Below are 25,763 nucleotides of genomic sequence, written 5' to 3'. Positions count from 1 at the left end.
TGGGCGATCAGCAACCTGGGGTTGCTACAACTGAAGTCGTTCAGCCAAGTCAATGAAGTCGCTGGCCACCAGGTCCCAGGCTTGATCAGGGTGCAGATCCGTGGTCTGCGCCACCCCGTGCTCGGTCGGACGCGGGACAAAGGCTGTTCGCAATCCGCATGCCCGAGCCGCTGCAAGGTCGCCATTGTGGGCGGCCACAAGACAGATCTCATCCGGCTTCATTGACAGCACGTCAGCGGTGCGAAGATAGGCTTCCGGCGCAGGCTTGTAGGCTTGCACGACTTCGGCGCCGAGGATCGCATCCCAGGGGATGCGACTGCGCTTCGCCATGTTGAGCATGAGGACGATGTTGCCGTTCGAGAGCGGCGCGATGATATAGCGGGCCCTGAGCCGTGTAAGGCCGACCACCACGTCCGGCCATGGCTCCAATCGGTGCCATGCCAGGTTCAGTTCGTCCAGCTCGGACGCCGGCACCGAAGCCGGGTCGATCCCGAATTCTGGCAAAACGGCTTCCAGATTCTCCCGATGCAGCACGTCGAGCCGTGTAAAGGGCCGCCGGCCGCTGCGCACCTCCTCCATCGCTGGGGAGTAACGGCGGCGCCACGCATCCGCGAAAGCGGTAGGAATAGCGGAGCCTGCTCCATGGCGCTTCAGGAACGGCTCAACTTCGCGCGCCACGCCGCTGCGCCAATCGACGACAGTGCCGAACACGTCGAATACCAACGCACGTACGCCATCCAATGCCATCACATTCGGCTCCTCGATCCCCACTATTTTTCCTTCGTCGCCTGCCTCGTTTTCCCCTTTTTCACGGCCTTGCCGATTTGCTCGGCGATGCGGTCGGGCTTACGCGCTATGACGGCTGTGCAAATTAGATTGCGATATTCCAGTGGCCTGGGCGCCGGCAACAACCCGGTACCGGCATGAGCGGAAGGGTGGCGGGGCGCCACCATCGCGCCCACCCGCTTTCATTCGTTTGCCTTGAGCCAGATCTTTTGCGGACCGTGACCCTTGAAGGGGTATTGTGGATCACTCGGATCGTAAACGAGTGATGGCCCGCTGGCGTCGAGGGGCGGGCACCAACGAAAACTGAACCCGTCGCTTCTCAACGAGAGTTCAAGATCGCAGCCTCCAAATGCGAGGCCGACCCGGCGTCCCATTACCTTTTGATCACGCTGAAAGTACTCCCAAATCATCTTCTGGGCTCGGTCGCTGGGCATCGCCTCGTCCGTGAACTCCAAGTACATCGTCCAGGTCTCCGGTTTGATAAGGAGGCTCCTAATCGCATCCTCTCCAGGAGAATTATCGGCTCCGAAAGCGGAAACGGAGAGTAGGACGATTGCCAAGGTGGATCGGATTGCCCGCATCATGCAGATCCCGTTAAGCACCATCTGTGCCTTGTTGTAGCGCGGTCAGGGAGGCAAATCAGCAAAATGTCCGGTTATGGCATGATCTCGGAAATGCCGGTTGTCCGGTTTTGATGTTGATGGCGTCTAATTACTGATCGCGGTAGGGACGCCCATTGCTGGGCCTCCCTACCGCGATCCTTAATTCGTAATTCCGCGAAGCTCATGACAATTGCGAAAGGCGAGCGGCTCCACTATTCCAGAATGACGACGGCCTCCACCTCGAAGAGCATGGGGTCAATTGCAAGCTTGGCAACGGGAATCAGGGTCTGCGCCGGTAGCGCTTCACCGAACATTTTTTTGACGGTCTTGGTCAACACCTCGAGCTTGGACATATCGTGATCGACCACGAAGACGGTGAGCTTGGCGACCTGATCCGGCCTCGCACCGAGCGCATCGAGGGCGGTGCGCAAATTTGTGTAGGCCTGCTCAACCTGGACAGCGAAGTCGGGCGACAAGGTTCCCGTGCTGTCTTGCCCGCCCTGTCCGGAGATGTAGGCCACCCGGGCTCCGCGCGGCGTGATCACCGCCGTGCTGTAGCCATTTGGCGACGGGTCGTAGAGGTTTTGTGGATTGACGATGGTCAGCTTGAGATCCTTCTCATTGGCTGTCGTGGCAGTGGGAACTCCCATCGTCATGATGATTAGCCCTTCGATAAGCAGATGCTTGATTGCGCGTGACATGATTTTCTCTTGGCTAAGCGAGCAACGTACCCTCGCGGCCGGCATTATTGAACTTTAACCGTATCGCCCATACGATGACTCGTGCGACGTACGAGTCATCGTATGGTACGCCGTACGAGTCAATCGTTCAGATCGACATTCGTTCGCGGTGCCGGTCAAAATCGACGTTCTGAACAGCGAGGAAGACGAATGGCGGCCAAACGCAGCGGCCGGAGCAAACGAGGGATAAATGAGCGGCTCCAGCCCTTGCAGGAGCCGCGCAGTGAACCGCCGCTCTCTCGGGAACGTATCGTGGCGACCGCGGTGGAACTGCTTGACGCTCAAGGAGTCGACGGATTGACGATGCGTCGGCTGGCCGATCGCCTCGGCTCGGGCGTGATGAGCCTATATTGGCACGTCGACAACAAAGAGGATGTCTTTGATCTGGCGCTCGACTCGGTGCTTGAATATCGCGGACTGCCGCAAACAGCTCAAGACTGGCGCGGAGAAGTCGTTCATGTGCTCGAAGACTGGCGCGCCAGCATGCTGCGCCACCCTTGGTCGGCTTCGCTGTTGCCGCGCCGAGCGCTCGGCCCGAACATCCTCGGTCGCTTGGAACTGCTGAGCAAGACCTTGTCCAGAGCCGGCGTTGCGGACGCAGATGTGAACGTTGCGATATGGTCGCTCTGGAACTATGTGATGGGCGCCACCATCACCCGGGCGAGCTTCGACCTCTCGGACGACGACAGGGCCGCTGCGCAGCAGCGCCTTACACGTCTCAGCGAACGTTATCCGACAATCGAACGCTCTCGTCTGCTGTTGGACAATGATTGGGACGGCGCTTTCAGGAATGGCCTCGGCTTCCTGCTCGATGGCCTCTCTCCAAAATGAGGCTGAACGGTAGCTTTGGCTGAAAGCGACTGTCGCAAAATCGCTGATTAAAGTCACAGTTTTGCAGCTGATTTTTGCAAGGTCGCAGAAGACGCGGCAACGTCCAGGGTTCCGCAATGGGTGTGAGCTGAAATGCAACCTCTGCACTGCCGAGGCCACTTGACGAAAGCCTGGTGGCGCGCAAAACTGCTAAGATGTCAGACCAATTTTGGGCGTAGATACCCATGCGAATGCGCGGCGAACTGCCCGGGGCACCTGCCACGCGTGTGGCAATCGCCACGCTCCCGCCGTTGGACCGCGGCAAACAAGTCATGGAAGCGCTGGCAGACTATGTCGAGCGCGCTGCGCTGAAGAGCGGTGACCGGCTTCCGACCGAACGCGAATTGATGGCCGCGCTTTCCGTGGGGCGTTCGACGATTCGCGAGGCGATGGGGCGTTTCGAAGCGCTCGGCGTCACCGAGACCCGCAAAGGCAGCGGCACCTATCTTCTCAAGCCGATATCCGCCGGCACGATCCATCTGCCGCTGTCGCTCAATACGGCTGAGCTGCGCGACGGTCTCTTGCATACCCTCGAGGTGCGCCGCGGCATCGAGGCCGAGGCAAGCATGGTTGCGGCGCGGCGGCGGACAGCCGACGATCTGCGGACGATCGAGGAAAAACTCATCGAGATGGAGCGCGTCCATCTCGCCACCGGCACGTCGGGGCCGGAAGACCTGGCCTTTCACCTGGCGGTCTACGATGCCACGCACAACCCGCTTTTCCGGCAGCTCCTGGGGCAGATGCGCGAAGCGTTCGAGCGCTTCTGGGACCATCCTTTCGACCGGCAGGATTTCGCGCGGCGATCGTTCCCGTATCACCGTGAGCTGTTCGATGCCATCGTCGCCGGGGACGCGGAGCTGGCGCGCGGAAAAACGCTGAAGATCCTCGAGATCGTGGAAGAGGATATCGAGGAAATGTCGAAATGAATGGCCCGGACTTTTTCGACCAGGCCTCGCTGATCGCCGCCCATGACGAGGGCAACGCCTTCGATGCCGTCGTCCCGCCGATCGTGCAGACCTCGCTCTTCACCTTCTCGAATTATGACGAGATGCTCGAAACATACCGCGGCGAAAAAGTGCGGCCGACCTACACGCGCGGGCTGAACCCGACGGTGCGCATGTTCGAGGAAATGCTGGCAAAGCTGGAGGGCGCCGAGGACGCGATCGGCTTTGCAAGCGGCATGTCCGCCATCTCATCGGCTGTGCTGAGTTTCGTCGAACCGGGCGACCGCATTGTCGCGGTCAGGCATATCTACCCGGACGCGTTCCGGCTGTTCGGTACGTTGCTCGCGCGCATGCGCATCGAGGTAACCTACGTCGACGGGCGCGACGAGGCGGCTGTCGCGAGCGCGCTGCCTGGCGCCAAGCTGTTCTATATGGAAAGCCCCACCAGCTGGGTCATGGAAACGCATGACATCGGCGCGCTCGCTGCGCGGGCAAAGTCCCGCGGCATCCCGACCATCGTCGATAACAGCTGGGCCAGCCCGGTCTTTCAGCGGCCGCTGTCGCTCGGCGTCGACGTTGTGGTCCACTCCGCATCCAAGTACCTGGGCGGCCACAGCGACGTGGTGGCCGGCGTGGTCGCGGGCTCAAAGGAATTGATCGGCCGCATCCGCGGCGAAGCCTATCCATATCTCGGCGGCAAGCTGTCGCCATTCGATGCCTGGCTCTTGATTCGCGGCTTGCGCACACTGCCGATTCGGATGCGCGCTCATCAGGCCTCCGGCCTCGAAATCGCACGGCGCCTGCGGGATCATCCAATCGTTGAGAGGGTCTGCCATCCAGGGTTGGCCAACCTGCTTCCCGCGGGGCTCACCGGCACGTCGGGCCTGTTCTCATTTGTCTTCCGCGACGGCATCGACATCCGCACCTTTGCCGACCGCCTCAAGCTGTTCAAGCTGGGCGTGTCGTGGGGCGGCCACGAAAGCCTCATCGTGCCCGGCGAGGTCGTGCTGCAGCAGAAGGCCCAACCCAATTCCGCGATGGCGTTCGGCGTCCATCCGCGGTCCGTGCGTCTCCATGTCGGCCTCGAGGGAACCGAGGCGCTGTGGAGTGACCTGGAAACGGCGATCGACGCCGCTTCCGAAGAAAAGACCTGAAGCAACCAGACAAGAAGGGAACGGAAAATGAAGAAGCTTCTTATCGCCGCATTCGCCACCGTACTGATGTCGGGTGCTGCACTCGCCGACACGACGCTGAAGCTCGTGGAGGTGATCACCAGCCCCGAGCGTACCGAAACCCTGAAGTCGATCGTCGCCAAGTTCGAGGCGGCCAACCCGGGCACCAAGGTCGAGGTGATCTCGCTGCCTTGGGGCGAGGCGTTCCAGAAATTCGCGACCATGGTGTCTGCCGGCGAAATCCCCGACGTCATGGAGATGCCGGACACCTGGCTGTCGCTCTATGCCAACAACGGCCTTCTCGAAAGCCTCGAACCCTATCTTGCCAAATGGGAGCACACCTCGGGCCTCACCGATCGCGCGCTCGAACTCGGCCGCGACGTGAACAACACCGCCTACATGCTGCCCTACGGCTTCTATCTGCGGGCGATGTTCTACAACAAGAAGCTGTTCAAGGAGGCTGGTGTCACCGAGCCGCCCAAGACGATGGACGAGTTCGTGGCGGCATCGGAGAAAGTATCCAAGCTTCCAGGCAAATATGGCTACTGCCTGCGCGGCGGGCCGGGTGGCCTCAACGGCTGGATCATGTTCGGCGCAACCATGGCCGGCTCTAACGAGTTCTTCAATGAGGACGGCACCTCGACCATGAACAGCGAGGGCTGGGTCAAGGGACTGACCTGGGTCGTCGATCTGTACAAGAAGGGATTGGCGCCGAAGGACAGCGTCAACTGGGGTTTTAACGAAATCGTCGCGGGATTCTACACCGGCACCTGCGCAATGCTTGATCAGGATCCAGACGCGCTGATCGCGATAGCCGAGCGGATGAAGCCGGAAGACTACGGCGTCACGACCATGCCGAAGGGGCCGAGCGGCAAGACGTTCCCGACCATCGGCTATGCCGGTTGGTCGATGATGGCGGCCAGCCAGAACAAGGACCTCTCCTGGAAGCTGATCGAAACGCTCGAAGGGCCCGAGGGCAATGTCGAATGGAACAAACGCACCGGAGCACTGCCGGTCCACAAGTCGGCCGAAAAGGATCCCTTCTACGCAAGCGAGCAGTTCAAGGGCTGGTTCGCTGAACTCGAGGACAAGGATGCGGTGCCAACGGTTATGCCGACCTATCTCGAGGAGTTCGCCTTCTTCAAGGACTCGATGGTCATCAAGACCAGTCAACAGGCACTGCTTGGCGATATCACGCCAGAGGAAATGGCCAACCAGTGGGCCGACTATCTGACCAAGGCGCAGCAGAAATACCTGGCCAAGAAATAAACGGCGGACGCCAGGCATCGGAGCCGCCCATCGCGGGCGGCTCCGATGGCTCTCGTCCAAGGTCGGTTGGAAGGATGGTCGATTGGACGGATGGCCAATTGGAGCGAATGCGTTAGCTGATGGTTTTTGACGCCACCGCCGGGTTCCCCGAATCGCGCCGCCGGTCGCTGGTCGACCGGATCACGCGCCACGCCGAGCCATATCTTTACACCGCCCCGGCGCTGATTCTGATCGTCACCATCATGCTGGCGCCGTTAGTGCTAGGCCTGTCCTACGCCTTCCGCGACGTGCACTTGCTCAATCCCTTCTCCGGCGGGTATGTCGGGCTTGATCATTTTCGCACCCTTTATGACGACGACAATTTCTATCGGGCGCTGCGCAACACGCTGTGGTGGACCGGTGCGTCCGTCTTGCTGCAATTCGTGTTCGGCCTGATCCTGGCGCTGTTGCTCGACCGGCCGTTCGCCGGCCGCGCCATAGCGCAGGCGCTGGTGTTCCTGCCCTGGGCGGTACCGACTTTCCTCACCGGGCTCAACTGGGCGTGGCTGTTCAACCCCGTGATCGGACCGCTGCCGCATTGGCTTTATGCGCTCGGCCTCATGAATGAACCGGCCAACATCCTTTCCAGTCCGCAGCTTGCCATGTGGGGACCTATCATCGCCAACGTCTGGTGGGGCATTCCCTTCTTCGCCATCACGCTGCTGGCCGCGCTCCAGGCCATCCCGCGCGACCTCTACGAGGCGGCGGCGATCGACGGCGCCGGGGCATTCAGGCGGTTCACGTCGATCACCTTGCCGTTCCTTGCGCCGACCATTGCGATCACCGTGCTGTTGCGCACCGTCTGGATCTCGAACTTCGCCGACCTGATCATCGTCATGACCAGCGGCGGGCCTGCCGACCGCACCCAGATCGTCGCGAGCTATATCTTCACGCAAGCCTTCAGGGCCCTGGATTTCGGCTATGCCTCGGCCATTGCGCTGGTGCTGCTCGTCCTGTTGCTCGCCTATTCGATGCTGATCGTCATGCTGCGGCAAGTCCTGATGGATCGGGCCTGATCGGGATGACCAGATGAACAGCTATTCGACCTTCGGCACCGCGCTGCACCGCCTGGCGATCCTCTGCTACGTCCTCTTTGCACTGTTCCCGCTGTTCTGGCTGTTGAAAGTATCGGTCACGCCGAACGACCTGCTCTATTCCGAGGGCGTGCGGATGTGGCCGTCACGGATGAGCTTTGAACATTTCCGCTTCGTGCTGGCCCACAGCGCATTCCCGGTCTTCTTCAGGAACAGCATGATCGTTGCCGGCGCGACGGCCGTGATCGTGACGCTGCTTGCGTCTCTCTCCGGCTATGCGCTGTCGCGCTTCACCTTCCGCGGCAAATACTGGCTGGTCGCGCTGATGCTGCTCACCCAGATGTTTCCATTGGTGATGCTGGTCGCGCCGATCTTCAAGATGCTCTCGCCACTCGGGCTGACCAACAGCCTGACCGGGCTGGTGGTCGTCTACACCGCCTTCAACATCCCCTTCGCGACGTTCCTGATGCAGTCGTTTTTCGACGGCATTCCCAAGGAGTTGGAGGAGGCGGCCAAGATCGATGGCGCCACGCAGTTCATGGCGTTTCGCCAGATCGTCCTGCCGCTGACGCTGCCCGGCATTGCGGCGACGCTGGGTTTTGTATTCACCGCCGCATGGAGCGAACTGCTGTTCGCGCTGATGCTGATTTCGGGCAACAGCGCCGCCACGTTTCCGGTCGGTCTGCTCACCTTCGTGTCGAAGTTTTCGGTCGATTTCGGGCAGATGATGGCGGCCGGCGTGCTGGCGCTGGTCCCGGCCTGCCTCTTCTTTCTGTTCATCCAGCGCTATCTGGTCCAGGGCCTGACGGCCGGCGCGGTCAAGGGCTGAGTGAGGTTCCATGGCATCGATCGACATCCGCAACGTCCGCAAGAATTTCGGCGTCGTCTCCGTGCTGCATGGCGTCGACCTGTCGATAGAGAACGGTGAGTTCGTGGTGCTGGTGGGGCCGTCGGGCTGCGGCAAGAGCACGCTGCTGCGCATGATCGCCGGGCTCGAGGAGGTGACCGAAGGTGAGATCCGGATCGACGGCATGCGCGTCAATGAGCGGGCGCCCAAGGACCGCGACATCGCCATGGTGTTCCAGTCCTACGCGCTCTATCCGCACATGAATGTCGCCGAGAACATGAGCTACGGCCTGCGCATCCGGAAGGCTGCCCGCGAGAAGATCACGGCCGCCGTCAGCAATGCAGCCAGGAAGCTTGAGCTGCAGCCGCTGCTTGCGCGGCGGCCGAAGGCGCTGTCGGGCGGTCAGCGTCAGCGCGTGGCGATGGGCCGCGCGATCGTGCGACAGCCCAAGGCATTCCTGTTCGACGAGCCGCTGTCCAATCTCGATGCGCGCTTGCGTGAGCAGATGCGGGCAGAGATCAAGAAGCTGCACCGCGATCTCGGCGCGACCTCGATTTATGTCACCCACGACCAGATCGAGGCGATGACACTGGCCGACCGGATCGTCGCCATGCATGAGGGCGTGGTGCAGCAGGTCGGTAATCCGCTGGAGCTTTACGACCGCCCTGCCAACCTGTTCGTCGCCGGCTTCATCGGATCGCCGGCGATGAATTTTCTGTCGGCGCGCTATGAGGTCGGCGCAGGCACGGCCGGCGCTCGATTGCCTGACGGAACGCTGATTGCGCTTTCGTCAGCCTATCAACTCGAGCCAGGCGCGGCGGTGACGCTCGGCATCCGGCCGGAGCATGTCGAGATGTCGCCGGCATCGGAGAGCAGCCTGAGGGCGACGGTCGACCTGATCGAGCCGACCGGCTTCGGCATCATCCTGCATCTCGGCCTGCATGGCCTGCCATTCAACGTCTTCACGCTGGACAGGGCGGCGCTGACGGCTGGCCCGACGGTGACGGTGGCTTTCCCGCCGCAACATCTGCATTTGTTCGACGAGACTGGAATGCGCGCATTGGAATCGAGCCTCCAGAAGGGGAAGGGCTGATCCTCCTTATCGGGCGCTCAGATCATTCGGATTCTGTTCCCACCTTTGGGTCCGATGCTATTGTCTATCTTGGCACCGCCGAATTCGATACGACATTTGATCTCGGCCTCGACATGGCTCCTGGGACGAGATGGAACGCGCCCGCGCGGCGCTAATGCTAATATCCGGCAAGGTAGTCGAGCGCATGCGCTTTCTGTTTCTTCTGATCCTGCTCGCCGGCATCAGCATCGGCGTCGTCTATCCCTGGGCGATGACCAATTTCTCCGGCCGTGAGATCGGCACCTGGCGGGTTTACGAACAGGGCCGGTTCATGCCGGTGACGGTGCCGCTGGCCGCTCGCGACGCGCCGGTGCGGGTGCTGGTCGACCTCACCGCGAGAACCGAACGCATCGTCGTCTCGCAACAGCGCACCGTGCTGACGCTGACCGCCGCCACCGGCGGCAGGACCGTGCTCGCCTCGGCGCTGCAATTCAACCATTCGGAAAATCCGCGCCAGGTCAGCCCGCAACTGCCGGACAAGATCTTTCGCGACGAAGCCGGCCTGATCGCGAAGGTCAGCCCCGGCCCGTACCTCTTCACCATCGGCCCGGGCGACGCCGAAGGCATCGAGATGCGGGCGGTGGACCTCGTGCTGCGTTCCGGCGTCGGCGAGATCGATCGCCGGGCGCGGCCGGTCGGCTTCTCGCTGATAGCGGCCGGCCTGATCGGGCTGCTGTTGGCGTTGTGTTTCGGCGGCCGCCGGCCGCAAAATCCGAACTCGCAGCCGCCACCGCCACGCTGGGGCAGGGGCTCGAACTAGATCGTGAATTACCGCCACGCCTATCACGCCGGAAACTTCGCCGATGTCGTCAAGCATGTCGTGCTGAGCCGGCTCGTCGAATATCTGAAGCAGAAGGACAAGGCCTTTCGCGTCATCGACACCCATGCCGGCATCGGCCGCTACGACCTATCGTCGACTGAAGCGCAAAAGACCGGCGAATGGCAAGGCGGCATCGGCCGACTGGTCGATGCCGCGCTTGACGCGCCGGCGGCAGCACTGCTGGCGCCTTATCTGGAAGCCGTTCGTTCGCTCAATCCTGAAGGCGGCGTGAAAAAGTATCCGGGCTCGCCGCTGATCGCGCGTCATCTCATGCGCAAGCAGGATCGGCTGTCGGCGGTCGAATTGCATCGCCAGGACGCCGCGAAGCTGAGGGCGCTATTCGCTGGCGATTTCCAGACCCGGGTGATCGAGCTCGACGGCTGGCTGGCACTCGGCGCGCATCTGCCGCCGAAGGAAAAGCGCGGCCTTGTACTCGTCGATCCGCCCTTCGAGGAGGAGGGCGAGTTCGACCGCCTCGTCGACGGGCTGCGCAAAGCCCACAAGCGCTGGCCCGGCGGCGTCTATGCGTTGTGGTATCCGGTCAAGGACCGCAAGGCGGTCGCCGCCTTCCGCAAGGCGCTGGCGCAGTCAGGTGTCCCGAAGCTGCTCGACATCGGCTTCGAGATCAGGCCGCCAACGGCCGAGCCCAGCCTTGACGGCAGCGGCATGGTGGTGGTCAACCCGCCGTTCACGCTGGAAGGCGAATTGCGCACGCTGCTGCCGGCTTTGCACAATTTGCTTGTCGTTGAAAAACCGGCGCACTGGACGCTGGAATGGCTGGCGGCGTAGGCGGCAGAGCTATCCGCGCGCCTGTCCTGGTTGAAGGCGATTTCGAACTAGGAAACCATTGTCGCTACAACCGCTTGACCGCGCGCAAGCGAATCCGCACAGTGCGCGCAGTCGACCATAAGAGGCTGCCATGACTCGCTTCGCCCAATCCGCCCTTGCCGCACTGATAGCGCTTTGCACGCCGCTCGGCACGTCCCTCGCTGTCATCCAGCCAGCAAAGGCGGCCGACCTTGCCGTCGTCTATACCGAAGAAGACAGCGGCGTTTGCGGTGAGGCCTGGGTGCTGAACAAGATCACCAACCGCTTCTCCTACCAGGTGCACCACGTGCCGAATCTGCCCGACGTCGAGATTGTCGATTTCCAGGGCATCCACCAGCATCGCTATCTGCCAGCCAACGAAACCTGGCCGATCGGCCGCCGCTATTGCGGCGCCACCGTCAGCCTGTCCGACGGCCACGCCCGCACCATCTGGTATCTGATCGAGGAAGGGCAGGGCTTTGCCTCGATCGGCGACAATGTCGAATTCTGCGTCGCGGGCTTCGACCGCTGGATGGTCTACAACGGCCGCTGCCGCGTCCTGCGCTGATTGCGTTTGCCGGGCTGCTCCGCCTCATCGAGGATGGCGCGAAGGAAGGCGGCGTGACCGCGAAAGGCGCGTCGTCCGACTGACGTCGCCCTGACCCGCGTCTGCGGTCGACGTCCGACAAACAGCTTTTCGACATCGACATAGCCCGCCGTGGCAAGCGTATCGATATGCGCGCCGAGATTGCCGTCGGTCGCATTGACGATGAGCTTCAATCGGGTGAATTCCAGCGCTTCGCGCCGTTCCAGAGAATTCAGCGCCGCCATGATCCTGAGCCGCACGCTCTGGTGGATGATTTCGTCGGCAGCCATTATCGGGCCTGCTGTGGTGTCCGGCGTTCAGTCTCACTGATCTGGGTCAGCGCCGCCCGATATTGCGCGAATGACATGCGCTCTTCCAGATGATTCAGAATACTCTCCCAAATAGAGTAATCTGTCAACCGCGGACAAATCATGGCAGCGGAATTGCCGCGCTTTGCTTTTGCAGCTTGTGTAGATCGCCTGCTAGAACAAGAAGATGAGATCGATGAAGCAGCCGTCATGGTGGTGTCGGTCGACGATCAACGAACAAAAAAGGCTTGCTAAGCTTCAGCGCCTTGAAGTGGGATTGGCTCCGGCAATGCGCGCAGAATGTCTGTCGCAAACGGTCGGCAAAGCTCGAAGAGCAGCGCCGGCATTTTGCGAAATCAGCACGAGCGTAGTGTCGCGTGTAACCGAAACTTAAACTTCGAAAATCATGCTGATGCTTCGCTGGCTAGACAAGCGCGAGTCAGATATGCATTACGCGCCGGGTCATTAACGGCCGTCGGCATAACTAAGGGGCATGATATGGCTAAACAGTCATCCAAAGCGCCGGCATCCAAGTCACCGGCAAAGCAGGCACCGGCAAAGAAAGCACCAGTAAAGGCAGTGGCGGCAAAGGCCGCAGCCGCTGTGAAGAAAGCAGCACCTGCTGCCAAGCCGAAGGCCGCCGCGGCCAAGGCAAAAGCAGCGCCCGCCAAGAAGCCGGCTGCGAAGGCTGCGGCAAAACCGGCAGTGAAGAAAGCAGCACCGGCCAAGGCTGCGCCCGCCAAGGCAAAAGCAGCGCCGGCCAAGAAGCCGGCTGCAAAGGCCGCGGCCAAGCCGGCAGCGAAGAAAGCTGCGCCTGCCAAGACTGCGCCTGCCAAGACTGCACCGGCCAAGAAGGCTGCGCCGGCAAAGAAAGCGGCTGCAGCGAAGTCTTCGGTAGCGGTGAAGAAAGCAGCGCCTGCGGCCAAACCAAAGGCGAAGGCCGCGACCGCGAAGGCCAAGAAGTAATCGCGCTTCTTCGCTCGCGGAGGACAGTGCTGAGGACGGTTGAGGGCGGGTGCCGGATAGGCGCCTCGCTCGCAGGGTCAGTGCTCGGGCAGCAACAGAGGCGGAGGGAAGACAGCTTTTCGCAGCTCCCAGGACTTCGCCATATGGCGAAGTCCGGTGGGGCATTTCTCTGTGCCCGGAGAGAAATTCTTGGTGCAAGACGAGTTGGCTCGGTTTCGAACCCGTCTGACCTGTTCAGATGCTCTCAGGCTGGAACTGTACCGCTCATCTGCCTGCGGATCATGGAAGAGGACGGTCGTTCGCCGTGGCGCCCGGTTTTTCCGCCTGTGGGCTGTTGATCATGTCGGGATGTCCGGCCAACAGTGTCGCGGAAATGGATCACACGCAAATTCAAAGTGCTACAGCGTCCTTTGCACGTCCATGCTCTGTACTCGGCAAACAGGAACCCGATCATGCCCAGACTGCTCTACGCGTCCACGTCACCCTATAGTTCCAAAGTGCGCATGGCCGCGCTTTATGCCGGCATCGCCGTCGAGCTCGTGCCGATAAAAACCGAAGACAAACCGGCTGATCTGATCGACGCCAATCCACTCGGCAAGATCCCGGTGCTGGTGCTCGACGACGGCCGCTCGATCCACGATAGCCGCGCCATTACCCAGCATCTCAACCGCATGTCGAAGAACGCGCTGTTTCCGCGCAATCCCGACAAGCGCCTCGAGGCGGAAGTGCTTGAGGCACTGGCCGACGGCATCTGCGACTGCGCGCTGTCGATGGTCTATGAGCGGCGCACGCGCCCCGAAGACATGGTCTACCAACCGTGGCTCGACCGCCAGTGGGCGAAGATCACCAGCGCGCTCGACCTGCTCAACGCCAATCCGCCAAAGCTGCCAAAGAAGATCACCGCCGGCCAGCTGGCGCTGCGCGCCTGCCTTGGCTATCTCTCACTGCGCTTTGCCGGAAAATGGGAAAAGGGCCGCAGCAGGCTGGTCCGCTGGGCGGCGCGATTTGACGAGAAGTTTCCCGATCTGAAACCCAGCGTCCCGGCGTGAGCGGCTGCCAGAGAAGGGGGCATAAAAAAGCCGGGCACGAGGCCCGGCTTTTTCGTGTCGTGGCTTGGACGATTTTAGAACTTCATACCGACGCCGAAGGTGACGCGGTTGTCGGTCGACTTGACCTTGCCGATACCGTCAAAGTCCTTGTCGCCGAAGTCGGTGTAGCGATACTCGACACGGCCAAACACATTGTCGGTGATCTTGATGTCGGTGCCGACGCCGGCCGTCCAGCCAAGCATGGTGTTTTCGTCGCTGGCGCCGAGCGCTTCGATCTCCTGGTTCTTGAGCGCGCCACCGGCGGTGCCGTAGAGCAGGATTTCCGGGGTGACGGCGTAGCCGAGGCGGGCGCGCAGCGAGCCTTCGAAGCCGCCCTTGGCCTCGACGCCGCCATCGTCGCCCTCGATGCCGCTATAGCCGATATCGGCTTCAGCACCGTAGACGAAGTTCTCTTGCTGCCACTGATAGCCGCCGAAGACGCCGCCGACAAAACCATCGGTGTCGACGTCAGTGCCGATATCCTCGGCATCGGCGTGACCGCTGAAGCCGTAGCCGACGCTCACACCGGCATAGGGACCGGCCCAGGAAGCGACCGGAAGTTCGGCGATCGGGGCGGGGGCCGGCGGCTCTTCCGCGATGACGTCAGCAGCATAGGCGGTTCCGCCGAGGGCGAAGAGCCCGAACGCCACCGCCAGCGGTCGCGCAAATTTAAGATTGGCTTGCATTGTTTTTTACTCCTTAAGCCACAGGCACAGGCTTGCTTTTCACAAGCGCCCTCAACCCGCCGGGGGGAAAAACGGGTCTGGCGCTCAACGGTTCCGAATGTCGTGTCAAAATACGGCTGAAGCGAACCTGAACTTGGGTCATTACCTGGCACGAATAAGGCTGAACTTTGACGTTGCATCTGCGCAACAGATGGTGTCAGGAGGCTTAGCCGTGCCGCGCTGAACGACGCTTGGAGCAAGGGGTCCGTAGTCCTATATTGCGGCTGGCAGGCCGAGTCCCGGCCACAGTCGAAAGACTGATCCGGCCGCTTTGCCACAATGCTGCCCAAGGTCCGAACGGCATTTAACGCTTCGCCGGCCATATTTTGCCGGCAGGCTCAAAATCGAGCCCCATTGAGGATTGACAGGATGAGCAAGGCCGCTGGAACGGCGCTGGTGACGGGCGGGGGCCAGCGGATCGGCAAGGCGATCGTCGAGGATCTCGCCGCGAACGGTTTTGCCGTCGCCATCCATTGCAACCGCTCGCGGGCCGAGGCGGAAGCATTGGCCGCGCGGATCAACGGCGGTCATTTTGGCCAGGGTGGCCGCGCTGCTGTGGTCGCCGCCGACCTGACCGACATGGCCGCGGTCGAGGACCTCGTTGGCCGCGCCGAAGCCGCGCTCGGGCCTGTTACACTGCTGGTCAACAATGCGTCGCTGTTCGTGGACGATACGGTTCAGGACGTCGACTGGCTTGCCTGGGACCGTCACTTCGCCATCCACGTGAAGGCGCCGGCATTTTTGGCGCAACAATTCGCCCGCGCGCTGCCGGAAGGCGAGGAAGGGCTGATCGTCAATATGATCGACCAGCGCGTCTGGCGCCCGACGCCCCGCTATTTCTCCTATGCGCTGTCGAAATCGACATTGTGGACGCAGACGCAGATGATGGCGCAGGCGCTAGCACCCCGCATTCGCGTCAATGCTATCGGTCCCGGCCCGACGCTGAAGAGCGCGCGTCAGCAAGACAGCGACTTTGCCGCGCAGGTCGACGGCCTGATCCTGAAGCGCGGCCCGGAATTGCCTGAATTCGGCGCCACCATCCGCTATCTCTGGGGCGCAAGCTCGGTCACCGGCCAGATGATCGCGCTCGACGGCGGCCAGCACCTTGCGTGGCAGACTCCCGATGTGACAGGCATTGTCGAATGAGTCGCATGGACCAGAAACACAAACGTGTCGGCGCTGCCGTAGACCTGCCGCCCGATGTCGACCTCGAGGACGAGGTGGCGGAGGAGATCGTCGAACCGTCAACGCGCGGTTCCGGCGGCCCTGATGTCGCCTTCACGGCCATCGATTGGACGCCGCATGCCGGCGATGCCGACGGCATGGTCGGCGCCGAAGTCATCCAGACGCTGGTCAAACGGTTGCCCAACGCGCCCGGCGTCTACCGCATGATGAATGCCGCAGGCGACGTGCTCTATGTCGGCAAGGCGCGCAGCCTGAAGAAGCGGGTGACCAATTACGCACAAGGCCGCTTCCACACCAGCCGCATCGGCCGCATGGTGCGCGAGACGGCGACGATGGAGTTCGTCGTCACCCGCACCGAGATCGAAGCGCTGCTGCTGGAAGCAAATCTTATCAAGCGCTTGCGGCCGCGTTTCAATGTGCTGATGCGGGACGACAAGTCGTTTCCCTACATCCTTTTGACCGGCGATCATGTCTCGCCCGGCATCTACAAGCATCGCGGCGCGCGCTCGCGCAAGGGCGACTATTTCGGCCCCTTCGCCTCGGCCGGCGCCGTCGGCCGCACCATCAACTCGCTGCAGCGCGCCTTCCTGCTCAGGAGTTGCACCAACTCCTTCTACGAGAACCGCACCCGGCCGTGCCTGCTGTTCCAGATCAAGCGATGCGCCGGCCCGTGCACCGGCGAAATCTCGCATAGTGACTATGCCAGGCTGGTCGCCGAGGCGAAGGACTTCCTGTCCGGCCGCAGCCAGAAGGTGAAGACCGACATCTCCGCCGCCATGCAGCAGGCCGCGGAGAATCTCGATTTCGAGCGCGCCGCAATCTATCGCGACCGGCTGGCGGCGTTGTCGCATGTGCAGAGCCATCAGGGCATCAATCCGCAGACCGTCGACGAGGCCGATGTCTTCGCCATCCATCAGGAAGGCGGCCAGGTCTGCATCCAGGTCTTCTTCTTCCGCACCGGCCAGAACTGGGGCAACCGCGCCTATTTCCCCAAGGCCGATCCGGCGATGGAGGCGGCCGAGGTGCTGGGCTCGTTCCTGGCGCAATTCTATGACGACAAGCCGACGCCGCGCGCCATCCTGTTGTCGCATGGCGTCGAGGACCAGGAATTGCTGGCTGAGGCGCTCTCCACCCGCGCGGGTCGCAAGGTGGCGATCTCGGTGCCGCAGCGCGGCGAGAAGAAGGATTTGACCGACAACGCCCTGCAGAATGCCCGTGAGGCGCTCGGCCGCCGGCTGGCCGAGACCTCGACGCAAGGGCGGTTGCTCACCGGTTTCGCCGAGACTTTCGGCCTGAAGAAACCGCCGGTGCGCATCGAGGTCTACGACAACTCCCACATCATGGGCACCAACGCCGTCGGCGCCATGGTAGTCGCCGGGCCGGAAGGCTTCGTGAAGAACCAGTACCGGAAATTCAACATCCGCTCGACCGAGATCACGCCGGGAGACGATTTCGGCATGATGCGCGAGGTGATGGAGCGGCGTTTCTCCCGCCTGCTGAAGGAACATGGCGATGTGCCGCGGAGCGAACTGGCGGCGGACGACAACCTGGCCGAACAGGGCGACGATATCGAGGATGCAGGCGGCTTCCCGGCCTGGCCAGACGTCATCCTCATCGATGGCGGCCAGGGCCAGATGACGGCGGTGCGACAAATCCTCGCCGACCTCGGCATCGAGGACCGTGTCCAGGCCATCGGCATCGCCAAGGGCCAGGACCGTGACGCCGGCCGCGAACGCTTCTTCGTCAGGGGCAAGCCACCGTTTTCGCTCCCCGTACGCGACCCCGTGCTCTATTTCGTTCAGCGGCTGCGCGACGAGGTCCACCGTTTCGCCATCGGTTCCCACCGCGCCCGCCGCAAGAAGGAGATGGTCAAGAGCCCGCTTGACGAGATCAGCGGCATCGGTCCCGGTCGCAAGCGCGCGCTGCTCATGCATTTCGGCACCGCCAAGGCGGTCAGCCGCGCCGCGATCGAGGATCTGGTCAAGGTCGATGGCATTTCCGAGCAGGTCGCCAAGCTGGTCTACAACCATTTTCACGAGAGCTGATGATTCGGCTATTTTCGGCTGGTCCATCGACTATCATCTGTTGACCCCCCACATTCGCTTCTGATTTGAGTGGGCAGGTAGAAAGAGTTCCAAAGAAATGGCCCAGCGCGCATTCAACCTGCCCAACATGCTCACTTACGTCCGCATCCTCGCGGTGCCGCTGGTTGTGCTGTGTTTTTTTCTCGAAGGCCATCTGAAGTCGAGCGACTTCGCCCGCTGGTCGGCGCTGGTCATTTTCCTGCTCGCCTCGATCACCGATTATTTCGACGGCTATCTGGCGCGCGCCTGGCAGCAGACCTCGAATATCGGCAAGATGCTCGATCCGATCGCCGACAAGTTGCTGGTCGCCACGTGCCTGCTGCTGCTGGCGGCCGATACCGATAGGCATGCCGGCATCGCCGGCTGGTCGCTGTGGGCGGCGATTATCATCCTGTGCCGCGAAATCCTCGTCTCGGGCCTGCGCGAATATCTGGCGGCGCTGAAGGTCTCGGTACCGGTGACGCAGCTGGCGAAGTGGAAGACCACCATCCAGATGATCGCCATCGCCTTCCTGCTCGCGGGACCTGCCGGCGACAAGATCTTCCCGCTGACTACGCAGATCGGGCTGGTGCTGTTGTGGATCGCCGCGCTGGTGACGCTCTACACCGGCTACGACTATTTCCGCGCCGGCCTCAAGCACATCAAGGACGAGTAGCATGTCGACGAGGCTCATTTATTTCGCCTGGGTGCGCGAGCGGATCGGCAAGCCGCAAGAGGACGTCGAATTGCCCGCCGGCATCGAGACGGTAGCCGACCTGCTGCGCTGGCTGAAATCGCGCGGCGAGGAGTACGAGCACGCGCTGCAATATCCTGACGTGATCCGCGTCGCCATCAACCAGGAACATGTCGAGCACCGCGAGAAGATATCAGGTGCGCGCGAGATCGCGCTGTTCCCGCCGATGACGGGTGGCTGAAATGCCCGGCGCGGTGGTGCCGACGGTGCGCATCCAGGCGGAGGATTTCGATGTCGCCGCCGAGATCGCCAGGATGACGCAAGGCCGCGCCGACATCGGCGCCGTGGTGACTTTCTCGGGTCTCTGCCGCGACGAAGCGGGCAGGCTGGCGGCACTCGAACTCGAACATTATCCCGGCATGGCCGAGGCCGAGATCGGCCGCATCGCCGCCGAGGCGGTTCAGCGCTGGCCGCTGCAGGGGCTCACCGCCATCCATCGCCACGGCAGGATCGCGCCCGGTGAGAACATCGTGCTGGTGGTCGCTGCCTCCGCGCATCGGCAGGCGGCGTTCGAGGCGGCGAACTTCCTCATGGATTATCTCAAATCGCGCGCGCCGTTCTGGAAGAAGGAACATCACACCGACGGCTCGGAAGGCGGCTGGGTCGATGCCAAGGAGGCCGACGACGAGGCCGCAAGCCGCTGGAAGCGGGCCGTGCCGAAACGAAATTGATGCTTCGCGTCACCGCTGGAGGGCGAGGTTCACATCAACCCCGATCACCCCTCGGCCTCCCATCAGCCTTGTCAGTGCCGATCCAGTGATCGAGCGCAACCCGGCCGGGTCCCCACGCCATGATACCGAGCGCCATCGCCGCCCAGGTGATGTGCAGCGGCCAGCCGTCCGGCACGGTGAGTTGTATGACCAGCGTCATCACGAGCAGGCCGAATGCCGCCAGGCGTGTCGCCAGGCCGAGAACGAGGAGAATTGGCAGCAAGATTTCCGCCGACCCTGAGACGAAGGCCACCAGCCCAGGCGCGGGAAAATCGTAGGGGCCGCCGGGCAGATGCAGCTTGAGCTCCGAACTGAAAAGCAGCACGGCCACATCGTTCAGCTGCAAAAAACCGTCCCATTTGTTAATGCCGGACCGCCAGAACGGGACAGCGAGGGCGCAGCGCAGGACGAGTTGCGTCAGCGAAGGTGTGGCACTCGTGCGCAGCGCGGCATTCACCCTCTCGACGAGGGTGGCAGCCCCTCGCGGCTCGGTGCTGGCGTTCCATCCATGGTTCGTCATGCTCACCCTCCCTGGTCTGCCGCTGTGAAGGCGCCTGCTTGCAGCAGGCCGGCAATGTTGGCGGCAAGGTCGAATTCGGCAGTTTCCGCAAATGCTGCCGCGGCCGCCGCTCCGAGCGGCTCGCCCGCCATCAGACGATCCAGAAAAGCTGCGCCGCCGGGCGGCAGATGGCGAACAAACACTTCGAGCCCGGGCCGCGTGACCAGCGCATCTTCAGGGCCGTCCGCCTCGATCCGCCCGACGGGGCCGTCGCGCCGGTTCGCCGCAAAGATCGTCACGACCGGATAGCGCGAGCGAATGGCATGCGTTGCCGAGTGCCGTACGAACACGGTATCGGCCAGCCGTTCGGGCGGGATCGAGGCCAGTGCTACGCAAGCCAGCGGTTCCGCGTCGGCGGCATGATAGGCGTCGAGCCAGGCCCGCTCCAGGCGCGCCACGTCAGCCAGCCATGGCATCGGCCGCGCATAGTCGTAGCGCTCGATGAAGTCGGGAAAGTCGCGGCCGTATTCGAACAGAAGCGGCGAAGTGGGTGGCGTTTCGCGGACATGGAAGCGCGCCATCGCCCGAAAGAAGTCCGGGCCGGTGATGCGCAGCGTCGCTGGAAAGCTGGCGACCAGCGCATCGATCAGGCTGACCGTGACGTTGTTGCGGTAGACGGCGTATCGTTTGACTGCCGCCTTCCCGTTCGGCCCTGAGACGGCGTCAGGCGGGGCACGGTCAGGATCGAGCAAACCGGCGGTGAATGCCGTGGCATAGTCGAACCGGTGGCTAAGATCGCCCGACTGGAGCTCATCCTGCGGCATGGGCTTTTCCGAACACATGGTGGCTGTCGCCGTGATGGTAGAGAATCGCTTGGGCGGCGGCGGCCTCCGCCTTGAGCACCGGCCAGTCGGGAATGTTGCTGTCCCACTCGATCAGCGTCGGCAGCGGTCCGCATCGGCCGATGACGATATCGAAGAGCTTCCAGACCGCGTCGGCGACCGGACCGTCATGGCTGTCGATGAGCAGCAGGTCGCCTTCGTCATCCTCCTGCTCGGCGTGCCCGGCCAGATGGATTTCCCCGACATGATCGAGCGGGAAATCCGCGAGGTAGGAAACGGCTGAATAGCCGTGATTGGTGGCCGAAACGAAAACATTGTTGACGTCGAGCAGCAGGCCGCAACCGGTGCGCTGCACCAGCGCGCCGATGAAATCCGTCTCGCTCATCGTCGATTCCGCGAAAAGGACGTAGGTCGAGGGGTTCTCGAGCAGGATCGGGCGGCCGATCGTCTCCTGCATTTCATCGATGTGATCCGCCACGCGCGAAACCGTTGCCGGCGTATAGGGCAGGGGAAGCAGGTCGTTGTAATAGGTGGTGTCGTGGGTCGACCAGGCGAGATGCTCGGAAACGAGCGCCGGCTCATAGCGGTCGACGAGCGCCTTGAAGCGGCCGAGATGCACTTTGTCGAGCGGCCGCGGTCCGCCGATCGACATGCACACCCCGTGCAGCGAAACGGGATAGTCGCGGCGAATCCTGGTCAGCGCATCGTGCGGCGGACCGCCGGTGCCCATGTAGTTTTCGGCGTGGACCTCGAAGAAGCCGTCCTTTGGGCCGTCGCCAAGGATCGCGTGCAGATGCCCGTGCTTGAAACTGGTGCCGGCAAGGCCGGCGATCGGGTGCGCCGGAAAGCGCGAGGTTTTCGATATGCGGGATGCCGGGGCCAGTCCGTTCATCTTCATCTCCGCTTTCCGGGCAGCTTGCATTGCTTAGGACGGGACGTCGCGGGTCAGCGCCGCGGGCGAGCCCTTGCGGTCGCCGGGCAGGTCCATCGTCGTACAGGTGCCGCCGTCGACGAACTTCCAGGCGTTGCCCTGGTAATCGACCGTCGAGGTGCCTTGGCAGGTGGTGCCTGGTCCTGCCGCGCAGTCGTTCTGCCCCTTCAGGGCGACGCCAAAGCACTTCTCCTTGCCGGCATCCATCGCTGCCTTGGCCTCTGCCTCGGACAGCGGCGCGGCCGTCGCAAAAGAAGCAAGGGCCGTGGCAACGGCGCCGGCCAGAAAGGCCGTGCTCACGGTTGATCTTGTTGACATGATTTCACCTCCGCTTGGGTTGTTGCGCGCGCCGTTCCTCAAGCGCGCATGGTTAGTTCGGTTCGGAGGTTCCCTGCGTTACATCTTTTTGGAACACGACTTCGTGATCGCATGGGGACCTGGCGTGAGCAATATTTCGCCTGTCACGCCAAGGAGGCCGACCACAGGGCAACGAGCCGCCGGAAGGCACCGCCGTGTAAACAGCCCGTGTGGGGCGCCACGGAACCACCGCAATCCTGCGAGACCTTCCGACCAGTTTGGCGCATTATGGGGAGCAGGATCATGCTGGGCAGGATCACCGAGTTCTTCATCTTCGGTGTCGTGCCGCTGGTCGGTATACTGGTGGTGCCTGAGCTGTCAGTCGCTGCCGAGAAGACCCTGAAGGGCGAGGTGATGTATCGCGAGCGCATCGCTCTGCCGCCGAAATCCGTGCTTTCCGTGCAGCTTGCCGATGTCTCGCTGGCCGACGCGACGGCCGCTGTCATCGGCGAGCGCAAGGTGGCGCCGGCCGGCCAGGTGCCGATCAAGTTCGAGATCAGCTTTGATCCCCAGGTGATCCGGCCTCATATGACCTATGCGCTGCAGGCGCGCATCACCGTCGACGACAGGCTGTTGTTCATCTCCGATATGCGCCACCAGGTCGATCCACTGAGCGACGCGCCGCAGACCATCATGCTGAAGATGGTGACGTCGAGCGAGCAGCCGGCGTCGGCCCCGGTGGTCGGGCAGAGCTGGCTGATCGAGTATATCGACGGCATTGGTGTGATCGCCGAGCCGCAGGCGACGTTCAGGATCGACGAGGCCGGCAAGGCCGGAGGCAGCGGGCCTTGCAACGTCTACTTCGCCACCGCCAAAGTCGATGGTTCGACGATTGCCATCAGTGACATCGGTTCGACGTTCAAGGCCTGCGCGCCCGAGACTATGGCCGAGGAAAAGGCGCTGTTCGAGGCGCTGGCCAAGGCGGCATCGTATCACGTCGACGCCGGCAAGCTCATCATCGTCGACAAAGACGACCGCGTCATCCTGCGCTTCAACGCCGCGAGCTGATAACCGGTTTCGGTTTTTGAGCATCACGCGCAGTTGGCGGGTGTCGGCGCCCGGCGTCCGGTGCCGGATCGCCGCAACGAAAAAGGCCGGCATTGCGCCGGCCTTTCTGCATATGACGTGGTGACTTATCGGCTCAGCCGACGATCTCGGTGTCCGAGAACCAGTATTTGATCTCCTGCGCGGCGGTCTCCGGCGCGTCGGAGCCGTGCACGGAATTCTCGCCGATCGACAGCGCGTGCACTTTGCGGATGGTGCCTTCGGCGGCGTTGGCCGGGTTGGTGGCGCCCATCACGTCGCGGTTTTTGGCAATGGCGTTCTCGCCTTCCAGCACCTGCACGACCGTTGGGCCCGACGACATCGACTCGACCAGTTCGCCGAAGAACGGACGATCCTTGTGCACAGCATAAAAACCTTCCGCCTCGCGGCGGCTCATCCACACCCGGCGCGAGGCGACGACGCGCAGGCCGGCTTCTTCGAGCATCTGGGTAATGGCGCCGGTGAGATTGCGCCGGGTTGCGTCCGGCTTGATCATGGAAAAGGTGCGTTCGAGCGCCATGGGGTCGTCCTTGTGATGGAGAGTGGAATTCACGGTGGCGGGCTCTATACAAGCCGCCCGCCGGCTTGCCAAGGGGCTGGCGCTAATGCATGTCGCGCAAGAGTGCGCAGCGGTTTTGCGATCACGACATGCATAAAAACAAGAACTTAAGCGCGTCTCCGACGTGCTTTAGCCGCCGCATAGCGTGTCGCCGTCAGCCAAAACCAATGTTGTCATAACTTCATCTCGATCGTCAGCTTGGCCGTGTCGCCAGCCCGAAGGCCTTCGCGGACCCGCACCGCCGTCTTGATCGGCAACAGCAGGCTGCCGGATTTCTTGTCGGGAAACAGCGATGTTCGCCATCTGGTCTGGCCGATAACGGCTTCCACGCCAAGCGAGCCCCAGGGTCGTGCCATCCCCGCCATTGCCGTCTTGATCCGTGCCCCAAGCTCCGGCGGCAGCGTCACGAAATGCCAGCCGCCCTTGCCTGGATAGACCCAGATCTCGGCCTGCACGTCGTAGCGAAACATTTGTGCCCTTCCTCAGATCAAGGCCGTCACGGCTGGCTTTCCCGTGGTGTCTTGTCGGCAACGCCGGCGATCGGCGAAATCATCCTGATATCCATTCTCCCCTGCAAGGGAGGATGGCAGCGTTGCCGTTGCACTACCGCCTTATCACCATCGAAGCGCGCCGGACTTCCCAGCCTTCCCGCTCCAGTTCCGGCACGCTGTGGTTCTCGCAGGGGTAGCCGACGCAGAAGTAACCGATCAGCGTCCACTCCGGCGGCGCGTCCAGGATCGTCGCCATTTCGGCCGGGTCGAGGATCGAGACCCAGCCCATGCCTATTCCTTCGGCGCGCGCCGCCAGCCAAAAAGTATGGATCGCCATCACCGCCGAATATTCGATGGTCGCGGGCATGGTCAGGCGGCCGAGCCCATGTCCCTGTTGCGTCCCGCGGTCGGCGAAGACAGCGAATTGACAAGGCGCCTCGTTCAGGCCGGCAAGCTTCAGGCGCGCATAGAGCGCGGCGCGTTCGCCGCCGAACGACGCGAGCGCCTCCGCATTGCAGCGCTCGAAGCATGCCTTGACGGCGGCGCGGCATTCCGCGCTCTCGACCATGACGAAACGCCAAGGCTGGCTCAGCCCGACCGAGGGCGCAAGGCTGGCGACGTCAAGCAGCCGCTCCAGCGCGCCTTCGGGGAGCGGCGTCGGCCTGAATCGCCTGACATCCCGCCGCCACAGGAAGAGATTGGCCAGATCGGCGCGAAAATCGTCCGGGAATTCCGGGTCTGACGTCATGGTGTTCGTACTGTCTTTGCCAAAGGAGTAGGGCAGTAAGGCAGTAGGGCAGTAGGGCAGTAGGGCAGTAGGGCAGTAGGGCAGTAGGGGAGTAGGAATGCGCGCCCCCGCTACTTCCTTAGTCCCTACTGCCCTACTGCCCTATGCCGCGGCGGCGGCCGCCGGCACCTTGCGGCCGAGGCCATCATGCAGGCCGAGGCAGCGCTCGAACCACTGCGCCACCACATCGCTGTCGTCGAGCAACCGGTAGGGCGAGGCGATGCGCGCCCATTGCAGCGCGCCGAAGACGATGTAGTCGGCAAACAGCGGTGATTGGCCGCCGATGAACGGCTGATAGGCAAGCATCGAGCGCAACGGCTCCAGCGAGGCACGGAAGGCACCAAGGCCGGCGTCCCGCGCCGCCACCACCTCTTCCAGTCTCTGGCCGAAGCGCTGCTCGCGGTTTTGGCGAAAATAGGCGGCGTTGGCCTCGTCCTGCATGGCGTGCAGGTCCATGATTGCCGCAGTGGTGACATAGGGGTGGATGGTCAGTTGCGACCAGCGTTCGACGAAGCGCGCCATCGCCTTGCCGCCGTCGCCGCAAAACAATGTCGGTCGCTCTGGATAGGCCTCGTCGAGATAGAGCGCGATGGCGAAAGAATCGGCGACCACCTTCTCGCCGTCGCGGATCACCGGAACGAGTTTTGAAACGCCGCCTTCAACGGTGGGCACTTCGAGAAAGCGTGTCGGCACGGTTGAGATATCGAGGCCCTTGTGGGCAAGCGCCATCGTCGCCTTCCAGCAATGCGGGCTGAACGGACGGGCGCCATCGCGTCCGACGAGATCATAGAGCAGAATGGTCATTG

General features: G+C 62.6%; 32 protein-coding genes. 19 read left to right on the top strand and 13 right to left on the bottom strand.

Features of this window, described 5'->3' with window-relative positions:
* Window positions 1-24: 24 nt before the first annotated feature.
* The 3 genes from X738_RS64765 to X738_RS64755 form a co-directional block, all read right to left on the bottom strand.
* Entirely contained in the window at window positions 25-771 is a 747-nt protein-coding gene (locus X738_RS64765) for a haloacid dehalogenase type II (protein ID WP_306454970.1), read from the bottom strand.
* A 197-nt stretch (window positions 772-968) separates the two neighbouring features.
* Window positions 969-1,370: a hypothetical protein gene (locus tag X738_RS64760; RefSeq protein ID WP_156942618.1), complete on the bottom strand. Its 402-nt coding sequence runs from the start codon at window positions 1,368-1,370 to the stop codon at window positions 969-971.
* 230 nt (window positions 1,371-1,600) lie between these two features.
* Window positions 1,601-2,089 carry a RidA family protein gene (locus tag X738_RS64755; protein ID WP_023800688.1) on the bottom strand — a complete coding sequence of 163 codons (489 nt, stop codon included), beginning with the start codon at window positions 2,087-2,089 and terminating at the stop codon, window positions 1,601-1,603.
* A gap of 189 nt (window positions 2,090-2,278) precedes the next feature.
* Here X738_RS64755 and X738_RS64750 point away from each other — a divergent pair, with 189 nt between their 5' ends.
* From X738_RS64750 to X738_RS64705, 10 genes are all read left to right on the top strand, one after another.
* The gene (locus X738_RS64750; protein WP_023800687.1) at window positions 2,279-2,959 is read left to right on the top strand and encodes a TetR/AcrR family transcriptional regulator; all 681 of its coding nucleotides are present in this window, start codon (window positions 2,279-2,281) and stop codon (window positions 2,957-2,959) included.
* 230 nt (window positions 2,960-3,189) lie between these two features.
* Window positions 3,190-3,924 (top strand): FadR/GntR family transcriptional regulator, encoded by a 735-nt coding sequence (locus X738_RS64745; protein ID WP_023800686.1) that lies wholly within the window; start codon window positions 3,190-3,192, stop codon window positions 3,922-3,924.
* Entirely contained in the window at window positions 3,921-5,096 is a 1,176-nt protein-coding gene (locus X738_RS64740) for a PLP-dependent transferase (RefSeq protein WP_023800685.1), read from the top strand. The genes X738_RS64745 and X738_RS64740 overlap by 4 nt, the downstream gene beginning before the upstream one ends.
* 27 nt (window positions 5,097-5,123) lie before the next feature.
* Window positions 5,124-6,383: an ABC transporter substrate-binding protein gene (locus tag X738_RS64735; protein ID WP_023800684.1), complete on the top strand. Its 1,260-nt coding sequence runs from the start codon at window positions 5,124-5,126 to the stop codon at window positions 6,381-6,383.
* Window positions 6,384-6,502: 119 nt separating this feature from the next.
* Window positions 6,503-7,438 (top strand): carbohydrate ABC transporter permease, encoded by a 936-nt coding sequence (locus X738_RS64730; RefSeq protein ID WP_023800683.1) that lies wholly within the window; start codon window positions 6,503-6,505, stop codon window positions 7,436-7,438.
* Window positions 7,439-7,451: 13 nt separating this feature from the next.
* The gene (locus tag X738_RS64725) at window positions 7,452-8,285 is read left to right on the top strand and encodes a carbohydrate ABC transporter permease (protein ID WP_023800682.1); all 834 of its coding nucleotides are present in this window, start codon (window positions 7,452-7,454) and stop codon (window positions 8,283-8,285) included.
* A gap of 10 nt (window positions 8,286-8,295) precedes the next feature.
* Window positions 8,296-9,396, top strand: coding sequence for an ABC transporter ATP-binding protein (locus X738_RS64720; protein WP_023800681.1), 1,101 nt, complete (start codon window positions 8,296-8,298; stop codon window positions 9,394-9,396).
* Window positions 9,397-9,580: 184 nt separating this feature from the next.
* The gene (locus X738_RS64715) at window positions 9,581-10,195 is read left to right on the top strand and encodes a hypothetical protein (RefSeq protein ID WP_023800680.1); all 615 of its coding nucleotides are present in this window, start codon (window positions 9,581-9,583) and stop codon (window positions 10,193-10,195) included.
* 3 nt (window positions 10,196-10,198) lie between these two features.
* The gene (locus tag X738_RS64710) at window positions 10,199-11,044 is read left to right on the top strand and encodes a 23S rRNA (adenine(2030)-N(6))-methyltransferase RlmJ (RefSeq protein ID WP_023800679.1); all 846 of its coding nucleotides are present in this window, start codon (window positions 10,199-10,201) and stop codon (window positions 11,042-11,044) included.
* A 130-nt stretch (window positions 11,045-11,174) separates the two neighbouring features.
* Window positions 11,175-11,630 (top strand): hypothetical protein, encoded by a 456-nt coding sequence (locus X738_RS64705; protein WP_023800678.1) that lies wholly within the window; start codon window positions 11,175-11,177, stop codon window positions 11,628-11,630.
* Here the strand turns inward: X738_RS64705 and X738_RS64700 are convergent.
* Window positions 11,600-11,938, bottom strand: a complete 339-nt coding sequence (locus X738_RS64700) for a transcriptional regulator (protein WP_023800677.1) — start codon at window positions 11,936-11,938, stop codon at window positions 11,600-11,602. The two genes, X738_RS64705 and X738_RS64700, sit on opposite strands and share 31 nt — an antisense overlap.
* A 141-nt stretch (window positions 11,939-12,079) precedes the next feature.
* On the opposite strand from X738_RS64700, the gene X738_RS88420 reads away from it, so the two are divergent.
* The 3 genes from X738_RS88420 (at window position 12,080) to X738_RS64690 (ending at window position 13,971) form a co-directional block, all read left to right on the top strand.
* Window positions 12,080-12,211: a hypothetical protein gene (locus X738_RS88420; protein ID WP_268931698.1), complete on the top strand. Its 132-nt coding sequence runs from the start codon at window positions 12,080-12,082 to the stop codon at window positions 12,209-12,211.
* A 45-nt stretch (window positions 12,212-12,256) separates the two neighbouring features.
* Complete coding sequence (locus X738_RS64695) at window positions 12,257-12,922, top strand: hypothetical protein (protein ID WP_198032848.1); 666 nt, start codon at window positions 12,257-12,259, stop codon at window positions 12,920-12,922.
* A 452-nt stretch (window positions 12,923-13,374) separates the two neighbouring features.
* Window positions 13,375-13,971, top strand: coding sequence for a glutathione S-transferase family protein (locus tag X738_RS64690; protein WP_023800675.1), 597 nt, complete (start codon window positions 13,375-13,377; stop codon window positions 13,969-13,971).
* Between the two features lie 74 nt (window positions 13,972-14,045).
* Here the strand turns inward: X738_RS64690 and X738_RS64685 are convergent, their stop codons facing one another.
* Window positions 14,046-14,696: an outer membrane protein gene (locus X738_RS64685; protein ID WP_023800674.1), complete on the bottom strand. Its 651-nt coding sequence runs from the start codon at window positions 14,694-14,696 to the stop codon at window positions 14,046-14,048.
* A gap of 408 nt (window positions 14,697-15,104) precedes the next feature.
* Between X738_RS64685 and X738_RS64680 the strand changes: the two genes are divergently transcribed.
* The 5 genes from X738_RS64680 (at window position 15,105) to X738_RS64660 (ending at window position 19,408) form a co-directional block, all read left to right on the top strand.
* Window positions 15,105-15,881: an SDR family oxidoreductase gene (locus X738_RS64680; protein WP_023800673.1), complete on the top strand. Its 777-nt coding sequence runs from the start codon at window positions 15,105-15,107 to the stop codon at window positions 15,879-15,881.
* On the top strand, window positions 15,878-17,965 hold the full coding sequence (gene uvrC / locus X738_RS64675) for an excinuclease ABC subunit UvrC (RefSeq protein ID WP_023800672.1): 2,088 nt from the start codon (window positions 15,878-15,880) through the stop codon (window positions 17,963-17,965). Before X738_RS64680 ends, uvrC begins: the two co-directional genes overlap by 4 nt.
* A gap of 97 nt (window positions 17,966-18,062) precedes the next feature.
* Window positions 18,063-18,659: a CDP-diacylglycerol--glycerol-3-phosphate 3-phosphatidyltransferase gene (gene pgsA, locus X738_RS64670; protein ID WP_023800671.1), complete on the top strand. Its 597-nt coding sequence runs from the start codon at window positions 18,063-18,065 to the stop codon at window positions 18,657-18,659.
* A gap of 1 nt (window position 18,660) precedes the next feature.
* Window positions 18,661-18,918, top strand: coding sequence for a molybdopterin converting factor subunit 1 (moaD, locus tag X738_RS64665; protein WP_023800670.1), 258 nt, complete (start codon window positions 18,661-18,663; stop codon window positions 18,916-18,918).
* Window position 18,919: 1 nt separating this feature from the next.
* On the top strand, window positions 18,920-19,408 hold the full coding sequence (locus X738_RS64660; RefSeq protein WP_023800669.1) for a molybdenum cofactor biosynthesis protein MoaE: 489 nt from the start codon (window positions 18,920-18,922) through the stop codon (window positions 19,406-19,408).
* Between the two features lie 34 nt (window positions 19,409-19,442).
* Here the strand turns inward: X738_RS64660 and X738_RS64655 are convergent, their stop codons facing one another.
* Genes X738_RS64655 through X738_RS64640 form a run of 4 tightly spaced genes read right to left on the bottom strand, consistent with a single transcriptional unit; the run spans window position 19,443 to window position 22,037 of the window.
* On the bottom strand, window positions 19,443-19,967 hold the full coding sequence (locus X738_RS64655) for a DoxX family protein (RefSeq protein WP_023800668.1): 525 nt from the start codon (window positions 19,965-19,967) through the stop codon (window positions 19,443-19,445).
* Window positions 19,968-19,969: 2 nt separating this feature from the next.
* Complete coding sequence (locus X738_RS64650; RefSeq protein ID WP_023800667.1) at window positions 19,970-20,770, bottom strand: HvfC/BufC N-terminal domain-containing protein; 801 nt, start codon at window positions 20,768-20,770, stop codon at window positions 19,970-19,972.
* The gene (gene bufB / locus X738_RS64645) at window positions 20,757-21,686 is read right to left on the bottom strand and encodes an MNIO family bufferin maturase (RefSeq protein ID WP_023800666.1); all 930 of its coding nucleotides are present in this window, start codon (window positions 21,684-21,686) and stop codon (window positions 20,757-20,759) included. The genes X738_RS64650 and bufB overlap by 14 nt, the downstream gene beginning before the upstream one ends.
* Before the next feature lie 27 nt (window positions 21,687-21,713).
* A complete protein-coding gene (locus X738_RS64640; RefSeq protein WP_023800665.1) occupies window positions 21,714-22,037 on the bottom strand; it encodes a BufA1 family periplasmic bufferin-type metallophore in 324 nt (107 codons plus the stop codon).
* A gap of 282 nt (window positions 22,038-22,319) precedes the next feature.
* Here X738_RS64640 and X738_RS64635 point away from each other — a divergent pair, with 282 nt between their 5' ends.
* Window positions 22,320-23,084 (top strand): YbaY family lipoprotein, encoded by a 765-nt coding sequence (locus tag X738_RS64635; RefSeq protein WP_023800664.1) that lies wholly within the window; start codon window positions 22,320-22,322, stop codon window positions 23,082-23,084.
* 133 nt (window positions 23,085-23,217) lie between these two features.
* Here the strand turns inward: X738_RS64635 and ndk are convergent, their stop codons facing one another.
* The 4 genes from ndk to X738_RS64615 all read right to left on the bottom strand — a co-directional run bounded on the left by ndk (window position 23,218) and on the right by X738_RS64615 (window position 25,761).
* Window positions 23,218-23,640 carry a nucleoside-diphosphate kinase gene (ndk, locus tag X738_RS64630; protein WP_023800663.1) on the bottom strand — a complete coding sequence of 141 codons (423 nt, stop codon included), beginning with the start codon at window positions 23,638-23,640 and terminating at the stop codon, window positions 23,218-23,220.
* A 212-nt stretch (window positions 23,641-23,852) separates the two neighbouring features.
* Complete coding sequence (locus X738_RS64625) at window positions 23,853-24,149, bottom strand: DUF1905 domain-containing protein (RefSeq protein WP_023800662.1); 297 nt, start codon at window positions 24,147-24,149, stop codon at window positions 23,853-23,855.
* 133 nt (window positions 24,150-24,282) lie between these two features.
* A complete protein-coding gene (gene bluB / locus X738_RS64620) occupies window positions 24,283-24,918 on the bottom strand; it encodes a 5,6-dimethylbenzimidazole synthase (protein WP_023800661.1) in 636 nt (211 codons plus the stop codon).
* 141 nt (window positions 24,919-25,059) lie between these two features.
* Window positions 25,060-25,761, bottom strand: coding sequence for a glutathione S-transferase family protein (locus X738_RS64615; RefSeq protein ID WP_023800660.1), 702 nt, complete (start codon window positions 25,759-25,761; stop codon window positions 25,060-25,062).
* Window positions 25,762-25,763: the final 2 nt, after the last annotated feature.

The sequence above is a fragment of the Mesorhizobium sp. L48C026A00 genome (genome assembly GCF_000502375.1).
Lineage (GTDB): Bacteria > Pseudomonadota > Alphaproteobacteria > Rhizobiales > Rhizobiaceae > Mesorhizobium > Mesorhizobium muleiense.
This window is presented reverse-complemented; position numbering and strand designations above follow the sequence as displayed.